22 protein-coding genes are annotated in these 20615 nt (G+C 63.1%); 9 read left to right on the top strand and 13 right to left on the bottom strand.

The features are described 5' to 3' along the window. Positions 1-21: 21 nt before the first annotated feature. Positions 22-813 (bottom strand): phosphatase PAP2 family protein, encoded by a 792-nt coding sequence (locus ACFFP0_RS20235; RefSeq protein WP_377264003.1) that lies wholly within the window; start codon positions 811-813, stop codon positions 22-24. Between the two features lie 239 nt (positions 814-1052). Between ACFFP0_RS20235 and ACFFP0_RS20230 the strand changes: the two genes are divergently transcribed. Continuing rightward, positions 1053-2546, top strand: a complete 1494-nt coding sequence (locus tag ACFFP0_RS20230; RefSeq protein ID WP_377264002.1) for a leucyl aminopeptidase — start codon at positions 1053-1055, stop codon at positions 2544-2546. Between the two features lie 45 nt (positions 2547-2591). Next, on the top strand, positions 2592-3041 hold the full coding sequence (locus ACFFP0_RS20225; RefSeq protein ID WP_377264001.1) for a DNA polymerase III subunit chi: 450 nt from the start codon (positions 2592-2594) through the stop codon (positions 3039-3041). Positions 3042-3071: 30 nt separating this feature from the next. Here ACFFP0_RS20225 and ACFFP0_RS20220 read toward each other — a convergent pair whose 3' ends face one another. The 4 genes from ACFFP0_RS20220 to abc-f all read right to left on the bottom strand — a co-directional run bounded on the left by ACFFP0_RS20220 (position 3072) and on the right by abc-f (position 8298). Then, positions 3072-3914 carry a polysaccharide deacetylase family protein gene (locus ACFFP0_RS20220; protein ID WP_377264000.1) on the bottom strand — a complete coding sequence of 281 codons (843 nt, stop codon included), beginning with the start codon at positions 3912-3914 and terminating at the stop codon, positions 3072-3074. 106 nt (positions 3915-4020) lie between these two features. Continuing rightward, positions 4021-4152, bottom strand: coding sequence for a type II toxin-antitoxin system VapC family toxin (locus ACFFP0_RS20215; protein WP_377263999.1), 132 nt, complete (start codon positions 4150-4152; stop codon positions 4021-4023). 76 nt (positions 4153-4228) lie between these two features. Continuing rightward, positions 4229-6307 (bottom strand): prolyl oligopeptidase family serine peptidase, encoded by a 2079-nt coding sequence (locus ACFFP0_RS20210; RefSeq protein ID WP_377263998.1) that lies wholly within the window; start codon positions 6305-6307, stop codon positions 4229-4231. 107 nt (positions 6308-6414) lie between these two features. Next, the gene (gene abc-f / locus ACFFP0_RS20205; protein ID WP_377263997.1) at positions 6415-8298 is read right to left on the bottom strand and encodes a ribosomal protection-like ABC-F family protein; all 1884 of its coding nucleotides are present in this window, start codon (positions 8296-8298) and stop codon (positions 6415-6417) included. 176 nt (positions 8299-8474) lie between these two features. On the opposite strand from abc-f, the gene ACFFP0_RS20200 reads away from it, so the two are divergent. Next, the gene (locus tag ACFFP0_RS20200) at positions 8475-9353 is read left to right on the top strand and encodes a hypothetical protein (protein WP_377263996.1); all 879 of its coding nucleotides are present in this window, start codon (positions 8475-8477) and stop codon (positions 9351-9353) included. A gap of 64 nt (positions 9354-9417) precedes the next feature. Here ACFFP0_RS20200 and ACFFP0_RS20195 read toward each other — a convergent pair whose 3' ends face one another. Beyond that, positions 9418-10131: a Crp/Fnr family transcriptional regulator gene (locus tag ACFFP0_RS20195; RefSeq protein WP_377263995.1), complete on the bottom strand. Its 714-nt coding sequence runs from the start codon at positions 10129-10131 to the stop codon at positions 9418-9420. Positions 10132-10356: 225 nt separating this feature from the next. Here ACFFP0_RS20195 and ACFFP0_RS20190 point away from each other — a divergent pair, with 225 nt between their 5' ends. After that, complete coding sequence (locus ACFFP0_RS20190) at positions 10357-11082, top strand: RhiA family protein (RefSeq protein WP_377263994.1); 726 nt, start codon at positions 10357-10359, stop codon at positions 11080-11082. Positions 11083-11261: 179 nt separating this feature from the next. Here the strand turns inward: ACFFP0_RS20190 and ACFFP0_RS20185 are convergent, their stop codons facing one another. Next, positions 11262-12278 (bottom strand): GGDEF domain-containing protein, encoded by a 1017-nt coding sequence (locus ACFFP0_RS20185; protein WP_377263993.1) that lies wholly within the window; start codon positions 12276-12278, stop codon positions 11262-11264. Positions 12279-12495: 217 nt separating this feature from the next. On the opposite strand from ACFFP0_RS20185, the gene ACFFP0_RS20180 reads away from it, so the two are divergent. Together ACFFP0_RS20180 and ndk are read left to right on the top strand one after the other, a co-directional pair. After that, the gene (locus ACFFP0_RS20180; protein WP_377263992.1) at positions 12496-13185 is read left to right on the top strand and encodes a glutathione S-transferase family protein; all 690 of its coding nucleotides are present in this window, start codon (positions 12496-12498) and stop codon (positions 13183-13185) included. A gap of 80 nt (positions 13186-13265) precedes the next feature. Further along, entirely contained in the window at positions 13266-13688 is a 423-nt protein-coding gene (gene ndk, locus ACFFP0_RS20175) for a nucleoside-diphosphate kinase (protein WP_377263991.1), read from the top strand. 187 nt (positions 13689-13875) lie between these two features. Here the strand turns inward: ndk and ACFFP0_RS20170 are convergent, their stop codons facing one another. Next, positions 13876-14382 (bottom strand): hypothetical protein, encoded by a 507-nt coding sequence (locus tag ACFFP0_RS20170; protein WP_377263990.1) that lies wholly within the window; start codon positions 14380-14382, stop codon positions 13876-13878. Further along, positions 14379-14927 carry a CGNR zinc finger domain-containing protein gene (locus ACFFP0_RS20165; protein WP_377263989.1) on the bottom strand — a complete coding sequence of 183 codons (549 nt, stop codon included), beginning with the start codon at positions 14925-14927 and terminating at the stop codon, positions 14379-14381. Before ACFFP0_RS20165 ends, ACFFP0_RS20170 begins: the two co-directional genes overlap by 4 nt. 64 nt (positions 14928-14991) lie before the next feature. Here ACFFP0_RS20165 and ACFFP0_RS20160 point away from each other — a divergent pair, with 64 nt between their 5' ends. The 3 genes from ACFFP0_RS20160 to ACFFP0_RS20150 all read left to right on the top strand — a co-directional run bounded on the left by ACFFP0_RS20160 (position 14992) and on the right by ACFFP0_RS20150 (position 16610). After that, on the top strand, positions 14992-15888 hold the full coding sequence (locus ACFFP0_RS20160) for a branched-chain amino acid ABC transporter permease (RefSeq protein ID WP_377263988.1): 897 nt from the start codon (positions 14992-14994) through the stop codon (positions 15886-15888). 102 nt (positions 15889-15990) lie between these two features. Next, positions 15991-16224, top strand: coding sequence for a type II toxin-antitoxin system Phd/YefM family antitoxin (locus ACFFP0_RS20155; RefSeq protein WP_377263987.1), 234 nt, complete (start codon positions 15991-15993; stop codon positions 16222-16224). After that, positions 16221-16610 carry a type II toxin-antitoxin system VapC family toxin gene (locus tag ACFFP0_RS20150; protein ID WP_377263986.1) on the top strand — a complete coding sequence of 130 codons (390 nt, stop codon included), beginning with the start codon at positions 16221-16223 and terminating at the stop codon, positions 16608-16610. Before ACFFP0_RS20155 ends, ACFFP0_RS20150 begins: the two co-directional genes overlap by 4 nt. A gap of 22 nt (positions 16611-16632) precedes the next feature. Here the strand turns inward: ACFFP0_RS20150 and ACFFP0_RS20145 are convergent, their stop codons facing one another. The 4 genes from ACFFP0_RS20145 to uvrC all read right to left on the bottom strand — a co-directional run bounded on the left by ACFFP0_RS20145 (position 16633) and on the right by uvrC (position 20201). Further along, the gene (locus ACFFP0_RS20145) at positions 16633-17097 is read right to left on the bottom strand and encodes a molybdenum cofactor biosynthesis protein MoaE (RefSeq protein WP_377263985.1); all 465 of its coding nucleotides are present in this window, start codon (positions 17095-17097) and stop codon (positions 16633-16635) included. A 124-nt stretch (positions 17098-17221) separates the two neighbouring features. Continuing rightward, on the bottom strand, positions 17222-17479 hold the full coding sequence (gene moaD, locus ACFFP0_RS20140; RefSeq protein WP_377263984.1) for a molybdopterin converting factor subunit 1: 258 nt from the start codon (positions 17477-17479) through the stop codon (positions 17222-17224). Further along, complete coding sequence (gene pgsA / locus ACFFP0_RS20135) at positions 17476-18063, bottom strand: CDP-diacylglycerol--glycerol-3-phosphate 3-phosphatidyltransferase (RefSeq protein WP_377263983.1); 588 nt, start codon at positions 18061-18063, stop codon at positions 17476-17478. The genes moaD and pgsA overlap by 4 nt, the downstream gene beginning before the upstream one ends. Positions 18064-18161: 98 nt before the next feature. Further along, positions 18162-20201 (bottom strand): excinuclease ABC subunit UvrC, encoded by a 2040-nt coding sequence (gene uvrC, locus ACFFP0_RS20130; protein ID WP_377263982.1) that lies wholly within the window; start codon positions 20199-20201, stop codon positions 18162-18164. Positions 20202-20615: the final 414 nt, after the last annotated feature.

The raw sequence follows: 20615 nt of genomic DNA, 5'->3' as shown, positions 1-20615 counted from the left end.
CGCTTTGCGACAGGGGGGCCGTCACAAATTTGTTTGCGGATTCTGTTTTCTCTTCCGCTGTGACATTTCGAAACACGCCGCCACGCCCGCATAGATGACGATCGACGACAGCCAGCCGAGTGTCACGTCCGAGAGGTAGTGGCCGCCGAAGGCGGTCCTCAGCGCCGGCGAGACCAGCGATACCGCAATCAGCGGCGGGCCGAGCACCGGACGGAGCGGCTTCGGCAGGAGCACGATCAGGCAAGCCGTCCAGCCGGCGCCGGCGGCCTCGCCGGAGATGAAGGAACAGTTGCCGGAGCACGCGCCCTGGAAATCGCCCGCCGGCATGAAGGCATGCCGGCCGCCGAAGAGATCGGTCTCATAGGGGCGCGGCCGGTTGGATATCTGCTTCAGGATCAGGTTGACCAGCACATAGGGACCGATCAGGAAGGAAACCAGCGCGATCGAATAATCCCGCGTCTTGCGCGGGCTGTAGGTCGCGCCGTGGTGCTGGAGATTGGCGATCAGCCGGTAGAGGATGAAGATCGCGATCAGCGACGGCAGGTAGAAGAGAATGCGGCGGATCACCACGAAGATATCCTGCGCGCCATAGGGAAAGCTGCCGCAGATGCGGCCTTGTCCGGCCGCCTCGCCGCAGGCCGCCCGCTCGAAGAAGGCGCGGGCCACGCCGGTATCTATGGCCGGAATGAAGTAGAAGACCGCCAGCAGCACCCACCACAGGATCATCAGCGAAATGAACCAGCCCATCGGCCCGGCGAGGAATCGCCGCGCGGTGGCAAGCCATTTGGAAACGGTGGGGGAGGGCGATGTCATGCAGGGCGTATCCGGTTGATGGAGAGGCGCGAACGCCTCCTGCTCTAGAGCAAGACGTGCTGGATTTGAACAGCGCGGCCTGCCGATATCCGGGAAGGCCTCCTTTCGAAATCGGGCTTTTTGACGCGCAGGCGGCGATACTGCGTCCCCGGGTGACGCAGTTGTGACTTCTCGCCCTTGCGCTTGCGGCCGAAACGGCGATGATCGCGGCTTCTGCTTGCAAGCCTTCTGGAGTCGCAATGTCCCTGAAATTCGATATCTCCTTCGCCAAGGCCGCCAGGATCGACGGCGGTCTTGCCATCCAGCTCACGCTTGCCGGCGACGGACCGGCAGCCGGCGCGGCCGATGCCGATCCGGCGGGCATCGTCGGCCGGGCGGCCGGGATCGGAAAATTCTCCGGCAAGACGACGACCACGCTCGACATCATTGCGCCCCAGGGTTCGCCCGCCGACCGGCTTGTCGTGCTGGGGCTCGGCAAGGCGGAGAAGCTCACGGCCTATGACTGGATCAAGGCGGGTGGCGTGGCGGCCGGGGCCGTCCGGTCCATGCCCAAGGTCGCCGTTTTCCTGGATGTGCCGGGACTGGACGTCGGCGGCGCGGAAGCAGCCGGCTTTGCGCTCGGCATGCTGCTGCGCGCCTATGGTTTCGATGCCTACAAGACGAGGAAGGGCGACGACGAGGGCAAGGCGCCGAAGTCGGTGAAGGTGACGATCGTGACCGCCGCCCATGCGGCCGCGAAGAAGGCATTCGCCGATTCGGAGGCGATCGCGGGAGGCGTCATTCTGGCCCGCGACCTCGTCAACCTGCCGCCGAACGCGCTCGGCCCCGTCGAATTCGCCGACCGGGCGAAGGAGCTGGAAAAGCTTGGCGTCGAAGTCGAGGTGCTGACCGAGAAGGAAATGAAGAAGCTCGGCATGGGCGCGCTGCTCGGTGTGGCCCAGGGTTCCGTCCGTCCGCCGCGGCTGGCGATCATGCATTGGAAGGGCGGCAAGGCGAAGGAGGCGCCGGTTGCCTTCGTCGGCAAGGGCGTCGTCTTCGACACGGGCGGCATTTCGATCAAGCCCGGCGCGGGCATGGAGGACATGAAAGGCGACATGGGCGGAGCGGCCGCCGTCACCGGCCTCATCCACACGCTCGCGGCCCGCAAGGCGAAGGTCAACGCCATCGGCATCATCGGCCTCGTGGAAAACATGCCGGACGGCAATGCGCAGCGCCCCGGCGACATCGTCACCACCATGTCCGGCCAGACGATCGAGATCATCAACACCGATGCCGAAGGCCGCCTCGTGCTCGCCGATGCCCTTTGGTACTGCAAGGAGCGCTTCAAGCCGCGCTTCATGGTCAATCTCGCGACGCTGACGGGGGCGATCATGGTGGCGCTCGGCAATCTGCATGCGGGCCTCTTTTCCAACGACGACACGCTGGCCGGCCAGTTGACGGCGGTGGGCGAGGTGACGGGCGAGAGGCTGTGGCGCATGCCGCTCGGCAAGGATTACGACAAGATCATCGATTCGAAGTTCGCGGACATGAAGAACACCGGCGGCCGTTATGCCGGCTCGATCACCGCCGCGCAGCTTCTGAAGCGCTTCGTCGACGACACGCCCTGGGCGCATCTCGACATCGCCGGCACGGCCATGAATTCGCCCGCCAACGAGATCAACCAGTCCTGGGGCTCGGGTTATGGCGTGCGCCTGCTGGACGAACTCGTCCGGGCGCACTACGAGGCGGGTTGAGACCCCTGTCTGCCATTCCAGCGAAATGATGAGTTCTCAACCTCGATGACCGAGATCCTGTTCTACCACCTGACTGAATCCAAGCTGGAGGAAGCCCTGCCGGCGCTTCTGGAAAAAAGCGTCGAGCGCGGCTGGAGGGTGGCTGTGCAGACCAATGCGGAGGCGCGCCGGGATTTCCTCGATGCGCATCTGTGGACCTTTCGCGAGGACAGCTTCCTGCCGCACGGTACGGATGCGGCCCCGATGGCGGATGCCCAGCCGGTGCTCCTGACCGCCGCTGCGGAAAACCGCAACGGGGCCACCGTCCGCTTCGTCGTCGACGGCGCCGAACCTCCGCCGGTCGAAACCTATGAGCGGATCGTCTTCATGTTCGACGGCTACGATGTCTCCCAGCTCGAGAACGCCCGCGCCCAGTGGAAGAGGCTGAAGGGCGAGGGGCATGCGCTGACCTATTGGCAGCAGTCGGAGGAGGGGCGCTGGGTCAAGAAGGCCTGACCCGGCGTCGGACTTGCGGCCGTTTTGGTGTCAGTTCAGCCAGGCCATCATCATCGACGAATTGCTGTGGCGCAGCCGGACGACCTTGTAGCCCTCCGCCTTCAGCTGGGTAAGCAACGCCGGCAGCATGGCGACGGTGCGGGCATGGATGTCGTGCAGCAGGATGATGCCCTTGCCGTGGGCGCGCAACGTGTTCATCGTGCGGGTCGCGACGGCCGCCGGCGAAACGCCGAAATAGTCCTTCGAATCGACCTGCACGTCCAGCACGACCATGCCGCTGTTGGCCACCCATTGGCGCAGGCGGCGGGTATCGGCGAGGTAGGGGAAACGGAAGAAGCCGGCGTCCTCATGCGTGACGCTGGTGACGGCGTCGCGCCCCTTCTCGATCTCGGCGACGGCGGCGTCGAAGGACAGGTTCTGGAGGTCGGCGTGGCGATAGGTGTGGCTGCCGATCGAATGACCCGCGTCGACCACCTTCCGGGCGATCGCCGGATGGGCCTTGGCCATCTGGCCGACCATCAGGAAGGTCGCCTTGACGTTGTATTCGTCAAGGATGGAAAGGATCTTTTCCGTCTTCTTCGGCATCGGCCCGTCGTCGAAGGTCAGCACGACCTCCTTGTCACGCAGCTTCAGGTCGGCAAGCGAGGAGGCGTTTATGGTGCGCCCGGCGAGTGCCGTCGGGCTGCCGATGCGCCCCCACGCGACCGGGGTGAGCGCCACCGGCGAATCCGCTTCGGCCTTTTTCGGGGAGGAGAGCGCCTTGGCGGGCGCGAAGGAGGTGGCCAGCGAGCCGCCTTCGGTCTGGCTGCGCCCGGCGCAGGAGGAAAGAAGGCACGCGGCGGCTACGGCGGCGCAGAGAGCGCGGACAAACATGGGGGATGGCTCGGATCAAAAGTGATTAAGGAGTTGAGACGCGGTCACTTTCGCCGATTATGGTTAATGGCTGGTTAGGAGGCCGAACTATCCGGGCCGTTGAGGATCAAGCCAGGTCGGTGAGCGTAAGATCATCGCCAACATGGAGAAGCCCGCTGCCGGCGGCCTTCGCGCCGGCATAATGGAAGCCGTCGCGGAAATTCGGCTGCACCGCATGACGACCTTCTGTAACGGGCAAAGGCGCTCACCGCACCGAAACCGGCTTTAGCAGATGTCGGGAGGATTTTGATTCGAGAATCTGCCGACTGGCAACCTCACTCCAGTGAGCTATCTCTGGAGCTAATGCTGCTTTTGTGCGCCATGACCGTCTGGCGCAGAAAGCTGTGGCCGATGGCCTGCCGCTCGGCCATTTCGGAACTGTTGCCGGCGCCGCCATGGCCGCCCGATCCGAATTCGCGGAAGAATGGCGTGTGTCCGGCATCGAGCAGCCGCTTGGCAAAACGGCGGGCATGCGACGGGTGCACGCGGTCGTCATTGGTCGAGCTTTCGATATAGACCGGCGGATAGCGGACTTCGCCGGCCGGCCTCACCTGATGCAGCGGCGAATAGGTGAGCATGCTTTCAAGGTCCCCGGCCACCTCCGGGTTGCCGTATTCGTCCATCCATGCCTTGCCCGACGGGAAGAGGTGGAAGCGCGACATGTCGATCACTGGCACCGAGGTCCATACGGCGCCGAAATCCCGTGGGTAGCGGGTCAGCATCACCGCGGTCAGGAGGCCGCCATTGCTGCCGCCGTTGCAGGCGATCCGCGACGGTTTTGTATAGCCGCGCTTCACGAGATCGCGCGCCACGGCGACGAAATCCTCGAATGCCTTGTGGCGGTCCTTGCCCTTGGCCGCTGTGTGCCAGTCAGGCCCCAGTTCTCCGCCGCCGCGGATATAGGCCTGCACGAAGCCGCCGCCTTTGGTGAGCCAGAGGCCGTAGGCCCCGGAATAGACCGGTGACAGCGAGACTTCGAAGCCGCCATAACCGTACATCAGCACCGGCAGCTCGCCTTCGGTCCAGGTTTTCGGGAAGGTTATGTGGTAGGGAACCTTCGTGCCGTCCTCCGAGGTCGCCTCCAGAAGTGCCGACCGCATGCCGTCTGCATCGAAATAGGCGGGCGACGTTCCGGTCGGGACCAGTTCGGGGCCGACGCCATGGTCCGTCAGGTCAAGGCGATAGGTCGTGGAAGGAAGCAGAAAACCCTGGCCGATGACCGTGAGGATTTCCTCGCCCAGCGTCAGATCGGCGTCGAGCAACCGGAAGCTGATGGTCTGCAAGCCGTCCGGCAGCGGCAGTTCCTGCGGCTCCGAAGCCGGCTTCGTCAGATCGAAAAGGAAGAGTTTCGGCACCATGCGGTCGTTGACGACGAACACGGCCCAGGTCTTGAGCAGGGCGAACTGCGAAACCGACTGGCCCTCCTTCGGCGAAAGCAGCACGCGCGCCTTGCCGAGGGGCTCGGGCGCGAACGGCGCGAAATCCTGCAGGATCAGGCTGCCGCTCGGATGACGCTCGTCGGTTTTCGCGCGCCAGAGCAGATGTTCGTGGTTATAGTCGACATCCGTCTCGGTCGGCAGGTCGAGGCGACGGAGATTGCCGCCCTCGTCCCGCACGTAGGTGCTGGCCTTGCCGATGTCATGGACAGCGGTGAATATCTCGATCGGGCGCTCGCCCGGTTTGCCGCCCCAGGACAGCGGGTCGATGATGCCGCCCATGCCGGTGACGTCGTCCTTGCCCGCTTCGAACAGGATCGGCGCATCCTGCGGTTTCTCTCCGCGCTTCAGGCGGCGGCCGACGCGCGGCCAGCCGGAACGGGTGGCGGAAAACTCGTCGACCGAGCCGAAATAGGCGATCTCGTCCGGACCGATCCAGCTTGCATGCGCCCGCGCCGGCGGCGTGTCGAAGCCGCCTTCGACGATCGCCTTCGTTTCCGCGTCGAATTCCAGCAGCCGCAACTGGTCGGAACCGCCATCGGAAAGGATCAGCAATACGTGTGTCGGCTCGTAAGGCGAGGTGATCGCTCCGGAATAAATCCAGCGCCTGCCTTCCGTCCGGCAGAAGGCGTCCACATCGAAGACCGTTTCCCAGGGGGCGTCCGGGAGCGGCTGCCGGTCCGCCGGCAGGCGGCGCCAGATGCCGAGCGGATTGTCTTTCGAACGGTGGAAATCGAATAGCCATCTACCGCGCCGCGTCGGCACGATCAGCCGGTCCTCGCGCTCGATCATCGCCTTCAGGGCGTCGCGATCCTTTTCGAATTCCGGCGTCTGCAACCGGTCATCGGAAGCTTTGTTCAGCGCCGCGACAAAGGCCAGCGTCTTCGGATCGTCGTCGGTTTCGAGGAAAAGGTCCATGGCTTGTCTCCGTTCGGCGAAACCATACCTATGTACCAAAACCGCGAGGGGCAACCGTCGCGACCGTCATTCCGGGACGATCGGCGCGGGTTTTGGACAAAAGCCGGTCAGCCCGCCATCGCCTCTTCGTATTCGGAGGACAGCATCAGCCATTCCTCTTCCGCCGCCGCGAGCTTCGCCGCCGCATCGGACCGCTCCTTGGCCTTCTGCGCCGCCTTGGCGGGCGACTTGTCGTAGAGGGCGGGATCTGCAAGTTCCGCATCAAGGACTTGAATCAGCTTCTCCAGCCTGGCCGTCAAGGATTCGATTTCATTGATCTTTTTCCGGAGCGGCGCCAGCGAGGCGCGCTTTTCCGCGTTGACCTTGCGCTGCTCGGATTTCGAGGCCGTTTCGTCGGCGCCTTGCTGCTTCTCGTCCTTCTTGCGGCCCGCCGACACGATCAGGTCGCGATATTCTTCAAGGTCGCCCTCGAAGGTCTTCACCGTCCCCTCGTTGACCAGCCAGAGCCGGTCGACGGTCGCCTCGATCAGATGCCGGTCGTGCGAAATCAGGATCACCGCGCCGTTATAGTCGTTCAGTGCCTCGATCAGCGCCCGGCGGCTGTCGATGTCGAGGTGGTTGGTCGGCTCGTCGAGGATCAGAAGGTTCGGCGCATGGAAGGCGGCAAGGCCCATGAGGAGGCGCGCCTTTTCGCCGCCGGAGAGATCCTTGGCGGCGGTCGCCATCTTTTCCGTCGCCAGTCCCATCTGGGCGACGCGGGCGCGCACCTGCGCTTCCGGCGCTTGCGGCATCAGCCGGCGGACATGATCGACCGGCGTCTCGTTGGGGATCAGGTCGTCGAGCTGATGCTGGGCGAAGAAGCCGATCTTCAGGCCCGGTGCGAGCTTCATCTCGCCGCTCTCGGCATCGAGGCGGCCGGAAATGAGCTTGGCGAAGGTGGATTTGCCGTTGCCGTTCGAGCCGAGCAGGGCGATGCGGTCGTCATTGTCGATCCTGAGGCTGATATTCTTCAGGATCGGCTTGCCGGGCGTATAGCCGACAGCGCCCTTGCTGATCGCCACGATCGGCGAAGCGGGTTGTTTTTCCGGCTCAGGAAACGCGATCGGCTGGACGTGATCTTCCACGACGGCCGCGACCGTGCCCATCCGCTCCAGCGCCTTGATGCGGCTCTGCGCCTGCCGCGCCTTGGAAGCCTTGTAGCGGAAGCGGTCGATATAGCTCTGGATGTGCTTGCGGGCGGCGTCGCTTTTCGCCTTCGCCTTCATCTGCAATTCGTCCGCCTCGGCCTTCTGGCGTTCGAACTGGTCGTAGCCGCCGCGATAGAAGGTCAGCTTCTTCTGGTCGAGATGGACGATGGCGTTGACGGCGTTGTTCAGCATGTCGCGGTCGTGGCTGATGACGATGACCGTATGCGGGTAGCGCCGCACATAATCTTCCAGCCACATCGTGCCTTCGAGGTCGAGATAGTTGGTCGGCTCGTCGAGGAGCAGCAGGTCGGGCTCGGCGAAGAGCACGGCCGCGAGCGCGACGCGCATGCGCCAGCCGCCGGAGAAGGAGGAGGCGGGCCGGTGCTGCGCCTCGTGGTCGAAGCCGAGGCCGGAAAGGATGCTGGCCGCGCGCGCTTCGGCCGAATGGGCGTCGATATCCACGAGCCGCATCTGGATTTCCGCTATGCGGTGCGGGTCGGTCGCCGTCTCGGCCTCTTTCAGAAGCGCGGTGCGCTCCTTGTCGGCGGCAAGCACGATGGAGATCAGGGACTCCTCCGTGCCCGGCGCCTCCTGTGCCACCTGGCCTATACGGGCGTTCTTCGGGATCGTCACCGAACCGTTTTCGGCGGCGAGATCGCCGGTGATGACCCGGAAGAGGGTCGATTTGCCGGCGCCGTTGCGCCCCACGAGCCCGGCCTTGGTGCCCGCCGGAAGCGTCACACTGGCATTGTCGAGAAGGAGGCGGCCGGCCACGCGGGCGGAAAGTTCGGTGATCGTGATCATGGCGGCGGTTTTGGCTCAAACGCAGCCCGATGACAAGGGATGACGGACCGGAACGCGCAGAAGCGGCCTGTTCCGGCGGAAACATCTTGAGGTTGTGAATTCGGCTAGATTCTACTGGACGGCGCCGGTTGCCGGCCTCCCCGTCGGGAGGCGAAATCTGGACAGGGGAGTGAGCCATGGACATTCGGAGCGTAACCGTCTCGACGCTTCTTTCGCTGACTGCGTTGACGATGCCCTTCGGGGCCGAAGCGGTGGAGTTTACATGCTGGGACCCCGGCGGTGCGGCATCCGTGAACGCCCTCAATCGATACTGGACGCCGGAACGGATCGCCAATGCGATACCGGAGGGGGAAACGGTCGAGCCGGATCGTGGTCCTCTGCCACAAGACCTGAAGAGGCTCGATGAAACCGAACGCGCACCGATCGACGAGGCGCCCTACAAGTTCGGGGGGAAGCTTCTCTATACGCGTGGAGGGGATGACTATAAGGCAAGCGCCCAGTTCGTGAAGGAGAACAACATCATCATAGGCGCGGCCCACAGCCTCTGGAAAAGCGGAAGCCAGGCCGTCAACGTCACCTTCCAGCAGGGATACGCGAACGGCGGCGGAACGCTCTTTGCCATAGACCGGGCAGCCGTTCTGCTGCGCTGGACGGAGATTTCCGACGACCCTCCGAGCCTGGCGAAGTCGCAATACGATTACTCCGTCATGCGGACAACGGCTGCGTCGGCGGTCGGAAAATATGAACTCGGGATCGATGCCGCTCAGGTCGGCGAAGATGTGACGGTTGCGGGCTATCCCGTCAGGCTGGAGGGTGGAGAATACATGTATCGGGAAACGGCGCGCATCATGGCACAGGCGGGAACCGCCTACGATGCGCGTCCGCATCCCATGTATGGCGGCGGCGCGAGCGGAGGGGCGTGGTTCGTTTCGGAGAATGCGATCCACAAGGCCGTCAGCGTGGTTTCCGCCGGCTCGCCGGACGGGGTCTATGGTCCGAGCTTCACCCAGGCCACGGCCGAGCTTGTCGAAACCGTGAAGAACGGTTGCCCGTAGACGCATGGAAGGGAAGCGCGGCGGTTCCTGGTCGCGCCTCCTTTTCCCGGTGAACGCGCGAGGCCTAGGCTTTCGGGTCGGAATGGCGGGAAATGATCTGCAGCGATCGCTTGTCGATGATGACGATGCGGTTGTGCCGCATGCCGATCAGCCGCTCGGTCTTCCACGCCTGCAACTGGGCATTGATGCGCGATCTGCTGGCATTGATGAGCTGGCCCATGCGGCTCTGGGAAATGGGTTTTTCGATGAGGATGCCGTCGCCGATGTTCCGCCCGTGAACGCTTCCCATGTTGATGAGAAGCCGCGCGAGCCGCGTCTCCAGCGGATAGAGCGCCATGCCCTCGGCAAACATCATCGTGTTGTGCAGCTTGCGGGCGAAGCTCTTGAGCAGGAAGGACGATATCTCCGGAAGCTGTGAGATCTCGCCGAAGATCTTCCTGTCGATTTCAAGCAGCCGCGTGGTGCGGAAGATCGTCGCGGTCGACGAGTGCCGGTAGTTGAGCGTGAGCTCGATCTCTCCGAACACATCGCCGGGCTGAAGTTCGGAGAATATGACTTCGTTGCCTTCTTCGGAGATGAAGTTCAGGCAGACGGTGCCGGAAAGGATGACATACAGGCTCGTGCATATGTCGCCGGCAAAGAAAAGCATATGCCCGTCCCTGTAGGTTCTGATCGTGATACCGCTCAGGAATCTCGCAATCTGGCGATCGTCGATGTTGCGAAAGATTTCCGTGTTTCTGATTTCATCTTTTAACTTCTCATTGGCAGTCGATCTCATCTTGGTTGTGCCGCCCTGAAGTCGAAAATGTGGATGCCGATGCCACAATTATTGAGCAATAATGCAAATCAGGGTTGTCTCCTGGGTGACATATTCGGTGATTTAATTATCTTAAGTTGTGTTCGCGGCAAAGGGGTGCCGCCTTCCGTGTAGGCTTTGAAGCCTGCGGAAGAAGCATGGCGCCGTATGGTGCGGCGTCAGCCTCTACAACTGAGGAGTGAGACAATGACGATTTTGATTGGTCAGAACGCCATCAAGGCCTTTCAGACGCCCGAGGCCGGGGCGGGGCAGCCATATACCCTCAAGGTTTTCAACGAGAACCAGAAATGGCAGCAATTCGCCCTGTACCAGACGATCCCGCAGGTCATCGGGCCATCCGTCGACCCGCTTTCGCTGGCCTGGATGGTCGGGGGATCGGCCGGAGGATCGCCGGACAACCCGGCGATGTCGCTTTTCCAATGGACGATCGACTATTCCGTGACGGTCGGCTACGTCCAGCAGTTCGGCGGCACGGGCTCGCCGCGGTCCTTTCAGACGGCGAGCAGCGCAAATGTGATGATCCAGTCCCAGAATGCCGTACCGGTGACCTATCAGGGTCCGTTTCCCTATGGCGCCCCCGGCTTCCCCGAGGGGCCGTCCGATAGCACGAAGGGTCTCATCATCGCGCAGTCCGACGGGACCATACCTGACTTGCGCTTGCAGGGCAGCAAGAACACCTACCTGAATGTCGGCATCGCCATGGCCGGCAAGCCGACGGTTGCGGTCCAGCTTGAACCGAACCTCACGTATCAGTTCACGCCCAAGCCGAGATACTACATTCTCGCCGGCTCCTTCGTTGAGGGGCAGGTGATCGATACGGCCACGACCACCGCCGCCTTCGAGGTGACCTTCAGCGGCGTGACGGACGTCACTGTCCGGTTCACGACGCAGAACCAGTTTGTCAGGGACTGATGCGGTTTCGTCGATGGGTGAATGCCGGCGCCTCGGCGCTGGCATTCCTTTCATCCGGCGTGAAGGAGCGCCTCGGCAGGATGCCCGAAGAGGGGGCGCCGGATATGTGGCGGAAATCGAGGTCTTGCCGCCGGGCTCGAAGGCGACCCTGTGCGGTCATGGGAAACAACCGGTTTGCGCTACCGGGGTATGAAAACGGCTGGCCGGCCGTTTGCCTTTGCCGTTTCCAGCGCGGCCTCCGCCTGCAGGCGCAATTGCTGCGGCGAGAATGCGTCGCGCGTCAGCGCCACGCCGATCGAAAGTCCGAGCGTGGCGGACGTGCGCTCGGATGTTGCGAAGACGAGGTTGTCGGCAATGGCGTTGACCAGCCGTTCGGCGATCGCATGCACGCTGCCGCTGCCGACATCCGCGAGCAGGAAGGCGAAATCGCCGCTGCCGATCCGCGCGACGAAATCGTTTTTCTTGATCGCCTTGCGGAAGATGGCCGCGGCCTTCTTCACGATCCGGTTGACGGCTACCTCGCCATAGGTGCAGCCGAGATCCGGCAGGTCGGCGATGGCGACGAGGAAGAGCGCCGTGCCGTGGTCCTCCTCCGGAGAGCTGTAGAGGGCGTCGAGGCGCTCGGAGAAGGCGGCATGGTTCGGCAGCAAGGTCAACCGGTCCCTCAGGGTGATGGCGCGGGCCGCGGCGGTTCTTTTGTCTGCGTTGACAAGGCGATCGACGCCTGTCTTCAACGCGGCTTCCAGCTCGGTCTCGGCAACGACCGCATCCGAGAGCGAGACGCTCAGATATTCGATTTCGGCAAGAATATCCCGGGGGCTTGCATTGCTGTCTTCGCGAAGGCTTCGGGCGACGGTTTCGAGAACACGCGTGAAGCCCCGCTTTTGCGTGATGCCGCTTGCCATCTTGTCCCTGAGTTCCAGCAGGAGCTTGATCTCGTGATCGCGTGACTTCGGGGTCGCGAGCGCGACGAAGCCCGCCAGCTGGTGCCTGAGCCCGATCTCGTCCAGCGCGGCCTGGGAGGGCGCGGCGGGCAATGCCAGCACTTCGCGGGAAAGCGCCGCATCGGCGCCGGAAAGCGCTTCGTGAAAGAGCTCGTAGTTGCGGGGCAGGCCGCTGACCTCCAGCTTCGCCATGTGCTGGCCCACCACCTGAAGGGTCCGCTCCCTTGCCGCCTTGCCGCTTTCGCCCGCCATATCTCGCACCTCGGCCTGATAGGATTTGTCCGATATCGCGACAACCGATGCGCTCGCACGCTTAACATTTGCTAAAAGGGGCCGGGTGACGTGCGGTCACGGTTAAGAGAGGGTGGAGGCGTCCGAAACGAATGACATCCATGAAATTTCCTGATTGGATTTGAGGGCGGATTTGTCCCCACTATCTAAACCTGAACACCTGTGATCAGGAGCCACCATGACCCGCATCCTCTATTCTCTCTGCGGCGCCGACGACAGCCGGCCATTCTCTCCCCATTGCTGGAAGATCGTCCTTGCCCTTCGCCACAAGGGCCTGGACTTCATCGAAAAGCCGACGCCCTTCACCGGGATTCCGCAACTGGAGAACGGCTTTTCCAAAACCGTGCCGATCCTGAGGGACGGTAACGAACTGATCCGCGACAGCTTCGACATCGCGCTCTATCTGGAGGAAGCCTATCCCGACCGGCCGACGCTGTTCGGCGGCGAGGGCGGCAAGGCGCTTTCCCGGTTCGTCGAGGGTTTTTCGCAGACCCTCATCCATCCGGCGATCACCAGGATCGCCGTGAAGAGCATCCACGACATGCTGGAGGAAAAGGACCGGATCTATTTCCGCGAGAGCCGCGAAGCGCGCCTCGGCCGCACGCTCGAAGAGGTGGATGCGAGCCGTCAGGCGGAGGTCGGGGCCTTTGCCGCGAGGCTGGAGCCGATCCGCCATATCCTGAAATATCAGGAGTTCATCGGCGGCGACGGCCCGCTCTTCGCCGACTACATCCTGTTCGGCGCGCTGCAGTGGATGCGGATCACCGCCGGGGCCAGGGTATTCGGGGACGATGATCCGGTCGCTGTCTGGTTCGAGCGCTGCCTCGACCTCCACGATGGCGTCGGGAGACGTGTGACAGCCGCGTGAAATTGCCCGAACCCCCTTGTTTCCAGTGAAAGGGGCGGGTAAAGACCGCCCACTTTCCCTTGGAGATAAAGGATAGAACAATGGCGATTGAACGCACGTTTTCGATGATCAAGCCGGATGCCACCAAGCGCAACCTGACGGGCGCCATCACCAAGGTGTTCGAAGACAACGGTCTGCGGGTCATCGCTTCCAAGCGCGTCTGGATGAGCAAGCGCGAAGCCGAAGGCTTCTATGCCGTTCACAAGGACCGTCCGTTCTTCGGTGAACTCGTCGAAGGCATGACCTCCGGTCCGACGATCGTGCAGGTTCTGGAAGGCGAGAACGCCATCCTGAAGAACCGCGAGATCATGGGCGCCACCAACCCGGCAAACGCTGCCGAGGGCACCATCCGCAAGTCCTTCGCCCTGTCGATCGGCGAAAACTCCGTTCACGGCTCCGATGCGCCGGAAACCGCCGTGCAGGAAATCGCCTACTGGTTCGCCGAAACCGAAATCGTCGGCTGATTGCAGGTATCTCGAACAGGAAAGCCGGGCTTCAAACCCGGCTTTTTTTGTTTGGCGAACCCTCTGCTTTCCTCCGGTTCGGGGCGTGGCGATACGGCGGACCTTGCCCCTCTCTCGGAGGATGAATGCCCGCCGCGGATGCCGATACCGTATTAGCGACCGATATCGGAACGGTCGCCCCGATGTCTCATGCCGGGCAGTTTCCCTGCTTGGCGTAATCCACGCTGCCGTCGGCGTGGAAGACCTCCGGGTTCGGCGTATAGACCGGCCCGACCACGAGCGGTTTCGACGGCATCATTTCCGTCTGGTCCATGTTCGACGTGACGCTCGTCTCGATTGTCTGCAACGGCTTGTCATCGTCGCCGACGAGCCGGATCTTCACCGAATAGGGCTTGTCCTTCTTCACGCACTTGAGATCGGGACTTTCGAGGACGATCTTTTCCATGGCCGGAAAAAGGGTCTGGCGTGCGGTGAGCGGCGCGCCGCCTTGAGGGTTCTCGAATTCCGCTTCCGCGTAGCTGCCTTCGGGAAAGGGGGCGGTCTTGCGTAGCGTGACCACATAGTTTGCCGCCGCAACCCGGTAGTTGAAGATGAACACCCGGCCGGAAAGCTCGGCAAGAGGCTCGTCCGCCTCACGCTGGCAGGCGGCGAGCAGCAGCGCGGCAAGGCTGCAGACGACGAACCGATGTTTCACGAGACCGCCTCCTTCTTCCTCCGGTGATAATGGCGATTGGCCTTCACCCGGTTGCCGCAGACGGACATGTCGCACCAGGTGCGGCTGCGGTTCCTGCTGCGGTCGACGAACAGCCAGCCGCAATTGCCGCAGATTTTCAGCCGCGCGGTCTCCTCGTCCGCGAGTAGCCGAAGGGCGGAATGCGCGGTTGCGGCCTCCAGCGAACGGTTGTCGGCCCGGCGCAGAACATCCGCCGCCGCTTCGAGAAAGTCGGCCAGCAGATCGTGCCCGCTCTCTCCGAGCACACGGGCGCGAAAATAGCGGTCGGTCGCCTCCCGCAGGGCCAGGAAGGGCAGGCGGTTGCGGGGGCGGACCGGCGCAAGCGCACCGAACAGCGCCCGCTCGGCGGAGAACTTCTCCGCCGCTGCGGGAAAGGCGTCCATCTGTTCGGGCAGGGCGAAACGATCGATGCTGCGCGCGGGATCGAAACGGAGGATGACGCTGTTGGCGACATCCAGCGCCAGCGCGCCGCCGGCGAAACGATGCGGGGTCCAGGAAAAGGTCATTTCGATATTATAACTGGTAAAATGGCATTGACCAGTTATATTCGTTATCGTGAACGGAGCGCCCATGGCCTATCTGTTGCAGCAACTGGCGAACGCATTTCCGCTGGCGACGCTTTATGCGACGCTCGCCTTCGGCTATGCGATCGCCTTCGCCGTGACCAGGCGGGCCGACATCACCTATGGCGCGATCTTCGCTTTTTCCGGTCACCTCTATCTGCTGTTTGCCCATGCGGGCTGGAACCAGTTCCGGCTCGTCCTGCCGGCGGCGCTCGCGCTTGGGGCGGCGGCGGCCGTTGCCGGCGGCGTCGGGGCAGGGGTGACTGTGGGGCAATTCGTCATGCGGCCGCTTGCCAGGGTCTCGCCGAATGCGATGATCGTCGCCTCGCTCGGCGTGCTGATGGTGCTGATGGAAGGGGCCAGGCTCGCCTCGGATACGCGCGAACTCTGGCTGCCGCCTTTCCTCAACGGGGCCGTTGTCTTCTGGCGCGAGGATGGTTTTCCGGTCACCCTGACGCTGATCCAGCTCATCAACTCGGTTTTGATGCTGGCGATGGTCGGCGCGGCCTACCTCGTGCTCGCCCGCACCGGTTGGGGCCGCATGTGGAAGGCGGTGGCCGACGATCCCTTTGCCGCTGAGCTTTCCGGCACCAATTCCTCCGGCGTCTTCGTGGCCTCCTATGCCGCGGCGGCGCTCTTCGCCACCGTCTCGGGGGTGCTCGCCACATCGCACTACGGCACGATGGATTTCGGCGCCGGTCTGCTGTTCGGCCTGAAGGTGGTGCTGATCGCCGCCGCCGGCGGTCATTCGACCCCCCTGCGTTCGGCCGCGGGCGCGGCCGTCATCGGCCTTGCCGAAACATTGTGGAGCGGCTACGGCCCGATCGTCTGGCGGGACCTCCTGATCGTTTCCGCTCTGGTGGCGGTGCTGGTGATGAGCCGGCGCGAAAGGGCCATTCCGTAGTCCGCTTGCCGTTCCATGGTTGATTTGCAGCCCTGCGGGACAACGGTCTGGATTTCAAGACCATAATGGTTAATTTAGCCAAGTTAGCTAAGGAGTATTCCGGTGCAGGTCACGATCCACGCCGCCAAGACCAATCTGTCGAAGCTGATCGAACTGGCGAAGGCTGGCGAGGAGATCGTCATCGCGAAAGGGAAGACACCGGTTGCGAGGATCGTACCGATTGCGCAGACGCGCTTCAGGATCGGACTGCTGAAGGGCAGGATTGACAGCAATGCCCCCGATTTCTTCGAACCCATGGATAAGGATGAACTGGATCTCTGGGAAGGCAAGGTTTGAGCGCGGTATTGCTCGACACCCATGTCTGGGCATGGTCTTTGACGGGAGACTTGCGTCTGTCGGAGAAGGCGACGCTCGCCATTCTTGAAGCGGACGGCGTGTTCGTCAGCCCGATCAGTTTTTTCGAGATCGGCCGGAAGGTTCGTATCGGCAAGTGGCCGCAGATGGCCCCTTATGTCGACGGCCTTCCCGCCCTGCTTGAAGAACAGGGCGGAAGGATAGCGACGCTCGCACCGGAGATTTGCTTGCAGGCGGCAACGATGTCCTGGGAGCATCGCGATCCGTTCGACCGGATTTTGGCTGCCACCGCCTTGCATTCCTCTATCCCTCTCATCTCCGCCGACGAGATATTCGGCTCCCTCCCGGGCCTGGTCCGCCTATGGTGACTGCCCTGGAGGAGGAGCGAAATCAGCGCCACTTGTCGCGCGCCCTGTCGTCGGCATCCTTGGCGGCGATCCAGCCGCCTGCCGTGCCGTCGGCCGCATGTTCCTTTTTCCAGAAGGGGGCGGATGTTTTCAGGAAATCCATCATGAAGCTGGCGCCGTCGAACGCCGCCTGCCGGTGAGATGCGGCGGCGATCACGAGCACGATATTTTCCCCCGGCAGGATCTTTCCGTGGCGATGCACGGCGGTGAGGCCGATGAGCGAGAAGCGTTCGATGGCGATATCCGCGATGCGGCGCATCTCCGCTTCGGCCATGCCGGGATAATGTTCGAGTTCGAGGGCGGAAAGCGCGCCTAGCTCGTCGCGGCAGAGACCGGAGAAGGTTACGATTGCGCCGATATCCTTGCGGCCGGCGGTCAGGGCGTCGATCTCGGTTTGCAGGTCGAAATCGTGGGGCTGGACGCGGATGGTGGGGGGGATTTTCGACATTGACCGTCTCCGTTGCCGCCGGCCGAGTTTGCTTCACCGGCTCCCCGCCCGTCGCTTTGGCTCCGGGCGTTCGTCACTGAATCGATTCACTGGATCGATTTCCCCGGCTTCGCCGGACCGTTTCTCACCCACCTGTCATGGGAGGAAATATCCCGATCTCCCGCGCGCCGGCGATCGGCTCGTCATGCTCCACATGCTCCTGGTCGATGGCGACGCGGATAACTTCGGGATATTGAAGCGCGGTCTCGTATTCCTCGCCCAGGCTCTTCAGGTGATTCAGCAAATCGCGGACGGTCACGACGCCTGCCGGAAGGTCGATCTCTTCTTCCGGCTTGCCGATCCGTTCGCGCACCCAGGCGAAATAGACGAGTTTCGTGCTCATTCCTCGTCCACCAGATGTTTCAGGCCCGCCTTGAAGTAGTCGTAGCCCGTATAGAAGGTCAGGATCGCCGCGATCCAGAGCAGGGCGATGCCAAGCTCCGTGATATAGGGCACGACCTTGTCGCCTGCGGGGCCGGCAAGCAGGAAGGCGATCGCCACCATCTGGATCGTCGTCTTCCATTTGGCGATGCGCGTGACGGGCACCGACACTTTCAGCGCCGCGAGATATTCGCGCAGGCCCGAGACGAGGATTTCGCGGCAGAGAATGGTGATCGCCGCCCAGAGCGACCAGCCGGCGATCGTACCGTCGGCGGCCATCAGGAGCAGCACCGAGGCGACCAGCAGCTTGTCGGCGATCGGGTCCAGCATGCGGCCGATATTCGACGTCTGGTTCCAGATGCGGGCGAGGTAGCCGTCGAGATAATCGGTGATCGAGGCGACGACGAAAAGGGTAAGCCCCGTCCAGCGCGCGAAATCGGAACTTTCCAGCCGCCCCTCGATGAAGAAGCAGACGACGATCAGCGGCACGGCCAGAATGCGCCCGTAGGTCAGAAGGTTCGGAATGTTGTATGCGCGGGAAGCCATGGACGACCTATTCGGATGTTTGCCCCTAGTTGAGACTTTGCCGGCCAAGCGTCAACATGTCGCCGCGGCTTTTTTGCAGCGAAATGCGGCAGCCCCGTTCATCCGGCCCGGCTCTCGTGAAAGTGATTGTAGATCTGTTTCGCGACGGCCTCGGAAATGCCCTCCACCGCCATAAGGTCGGTCAGCCCGGCGCGGGAGACGGCCTTGGCGGTGCCGAAATGCTGCAGGAGCTTGCGTTTGCGGCCGGGGCCGATGCCGGCGATCTCGTCGAGCGGGTTCTTGACCATCTCCTTCTTGCGCCGCGCCCGGTGCGAGCCGATCGCGAAGCGGTGCGCCTCGTCGCGCATGCGCTGGATGAAATAGAGCACCGGATCGCGCGGGGGGAGGGAGAAGTCGCTTTTGCCGTCGGCGAAGAAACGTTCGCGGCCGGCGTCCCGGTCGACACCCTTGGCAACGCCGATCGCGGTGACGACGTCGCGGATGCCAAGCTCGTCGAGGATGGCGCGCACGGCGGTCATCTGGCCCTGGCCGCCGTCGATCAGGATGACGTCCGGCCAGGCGGGGAAGGCGGCATCCGCGGCCTCTTCGCCGGCCGCCGTCGCGGCGGCGCCACGGTCGGGCAGGCCTTCCTCCTTGAGGAGGCGCGAGAAGCGGCGGGTCATCACCTCGCGCATCATGCCGAAATCGTCGCCGGGCGTGATGTCGGTCGATTTGATGTTGAACTTGCGGTACTGGCTCTTCACGAAACCTTCCGGCCCGGCCACGACCATGCCGCCGACGGCATTGGTGCCCATGATATGCGAGTTGTCGTAGATCTCGATGCGGCGCGGCACGTAGGGGAGGATGAACGTTTCGGCAAACCCCTGCAGCAGGCGCGCCTGCGACGAGGTTTCCGCAAGCTTGCGGCCATGGGCTTCGCGGGCGTTGGCCAGCACATGGTCGGCGAGGTCCTTCTTTTCGCCGCGCTGCGGCACGGAGATCGCCACCTTGTGGCCGGCTTTCTCGGAAAGCGCCTGCGCCAGCAGTTCCTGTTCCTCGACGGATTCCGAAAGCAGGATCTGCTTCGGCACCGGCTTGTCGTCGTAGAACTGGGCGAGGAAGGCGTTGAGCACCTCCGCGCCGGAAAGCTGCGGGTCCGCCTTGGGGAAATAGGCCCGGTTGCCCCAGTTCTGGCCGGTCCTGAAGAAAAACACCTGGATGCAGGAAAGCCCGCCTTCGTGATGGATGGCGAAGACATCCGCCTCCTCGACGCCGGCCGGGTTGATGCCCTGGTGGCTCTGGACATGGGAAAGTGCGGCGAGACGGTCGCGATAGACTGCCGCGCGCTCGAAATCGAGGTCTTCGGAGGCCTCCGTCATCTGCGCGGCGATCGCCGCCTTCACGTTCTGGCTCTTGCCGGAGAGAAAATCCTTCGCCTCGCGCACGAGGCCGGCATAGTCTTCGTCGCTGATCTCGTGCGTGCAGGGGCCGGAACAGCGCTTGATCTGGAAAAGAAGACAGGGGCGGGTGCGCGTCTCGAAGACGCTGTCGGTACAGGTGCGCAGCAGAAAGGCGCGCTGCAGCGAATTGATCGTGCGGCCGACGGCGGCTGCGGATGCGAACGGGCCGAAATAGTCGCCCTTGCGGGCGCGGGCGCCGCGATGCTTGAAGATGGCCGGCGCGCGATGGTCGCCGGTGATCAGGATATAGGGAAACGACTTGTCGTCTCGCAGCAGCACGTTGAAGCGCGGGCGCAGGCGCTTGATGAGATTGGCTTCCAGCAGCAGCGCTTCGGTTTCCGTCCGCGTCGTGACGAATTCCATATGCGTGGTTTCGCGCACCATGCGGGCGATGCGGTTGGAATGAACACGGCCCTGCGCATAGTTGCCGACCCGTTTCTTGAGGCTGCGCGCCTTGCCGACATAGAGCACGTCGCCCGTCTCGCTGAACATGCGGTAGACGCCGGGTCCGTTCGGCAGGTGCTTGACGAATTCGCCGATGAGTTCGGCGCCCTTCAGGCCGCTCTCGTTCTTCCAGCCCTCGTTCCAGTCGATCGACGCGGCAGGGCCTTCGGCCGGCTCATTCACCAGCGCGTCGTCATCGTCGTCTTCCGTTTCGTCGTAGAGAACGCCGCCGTCGGGCAGTTTCGTTCCATTCATTCCAAAGTCTCCGCCAGATGCCGGGCTGCGAATTCGGCTCTCCAGGACCAATCGATCTGGCCATTGCCGATTCGAACCATGGGCCTGTCCTCGGCAGCTTGTCAAAAATTGCGGGGTTGGGTCCGGGTTCCGGATAAGCCGTCGCGGCGAAGATAGAGATAATGACCGGGGCCCGGTTTTGAAAGCGCGGCGGGCGAAAGCCGCACCCGCATGCGATGCATCCGAAATGCCGTGTTTCGGAGGGATTTATTGAGGCAAAAATCTGTCAAGCCGTCCGTCCGGTCGCGTCTTTGTCTCGCGTAGCCTTCGCCGCCATTTATTTCCGGTGTTTAATTCTTCGGTTATTCGCAGCGGCCGCCGGTCTCTTCTGGAGAAACAAGTCGAAATAAGAATGCAGCGGCGAGGCGAAGGTGA

The organism is Neorhizobium puerariae (genome assembly GCF_042429745.1).
Lineage (GTDB): Bacteria > Pseudomonadota > Alphaproteobacteria > Rhizobiales > Rhizobiaceae > Neorhizobium > Neorhizobium puerariae.
This window is presented reverse-complemented; position numbering and strand designations above follow the sequence as displayed.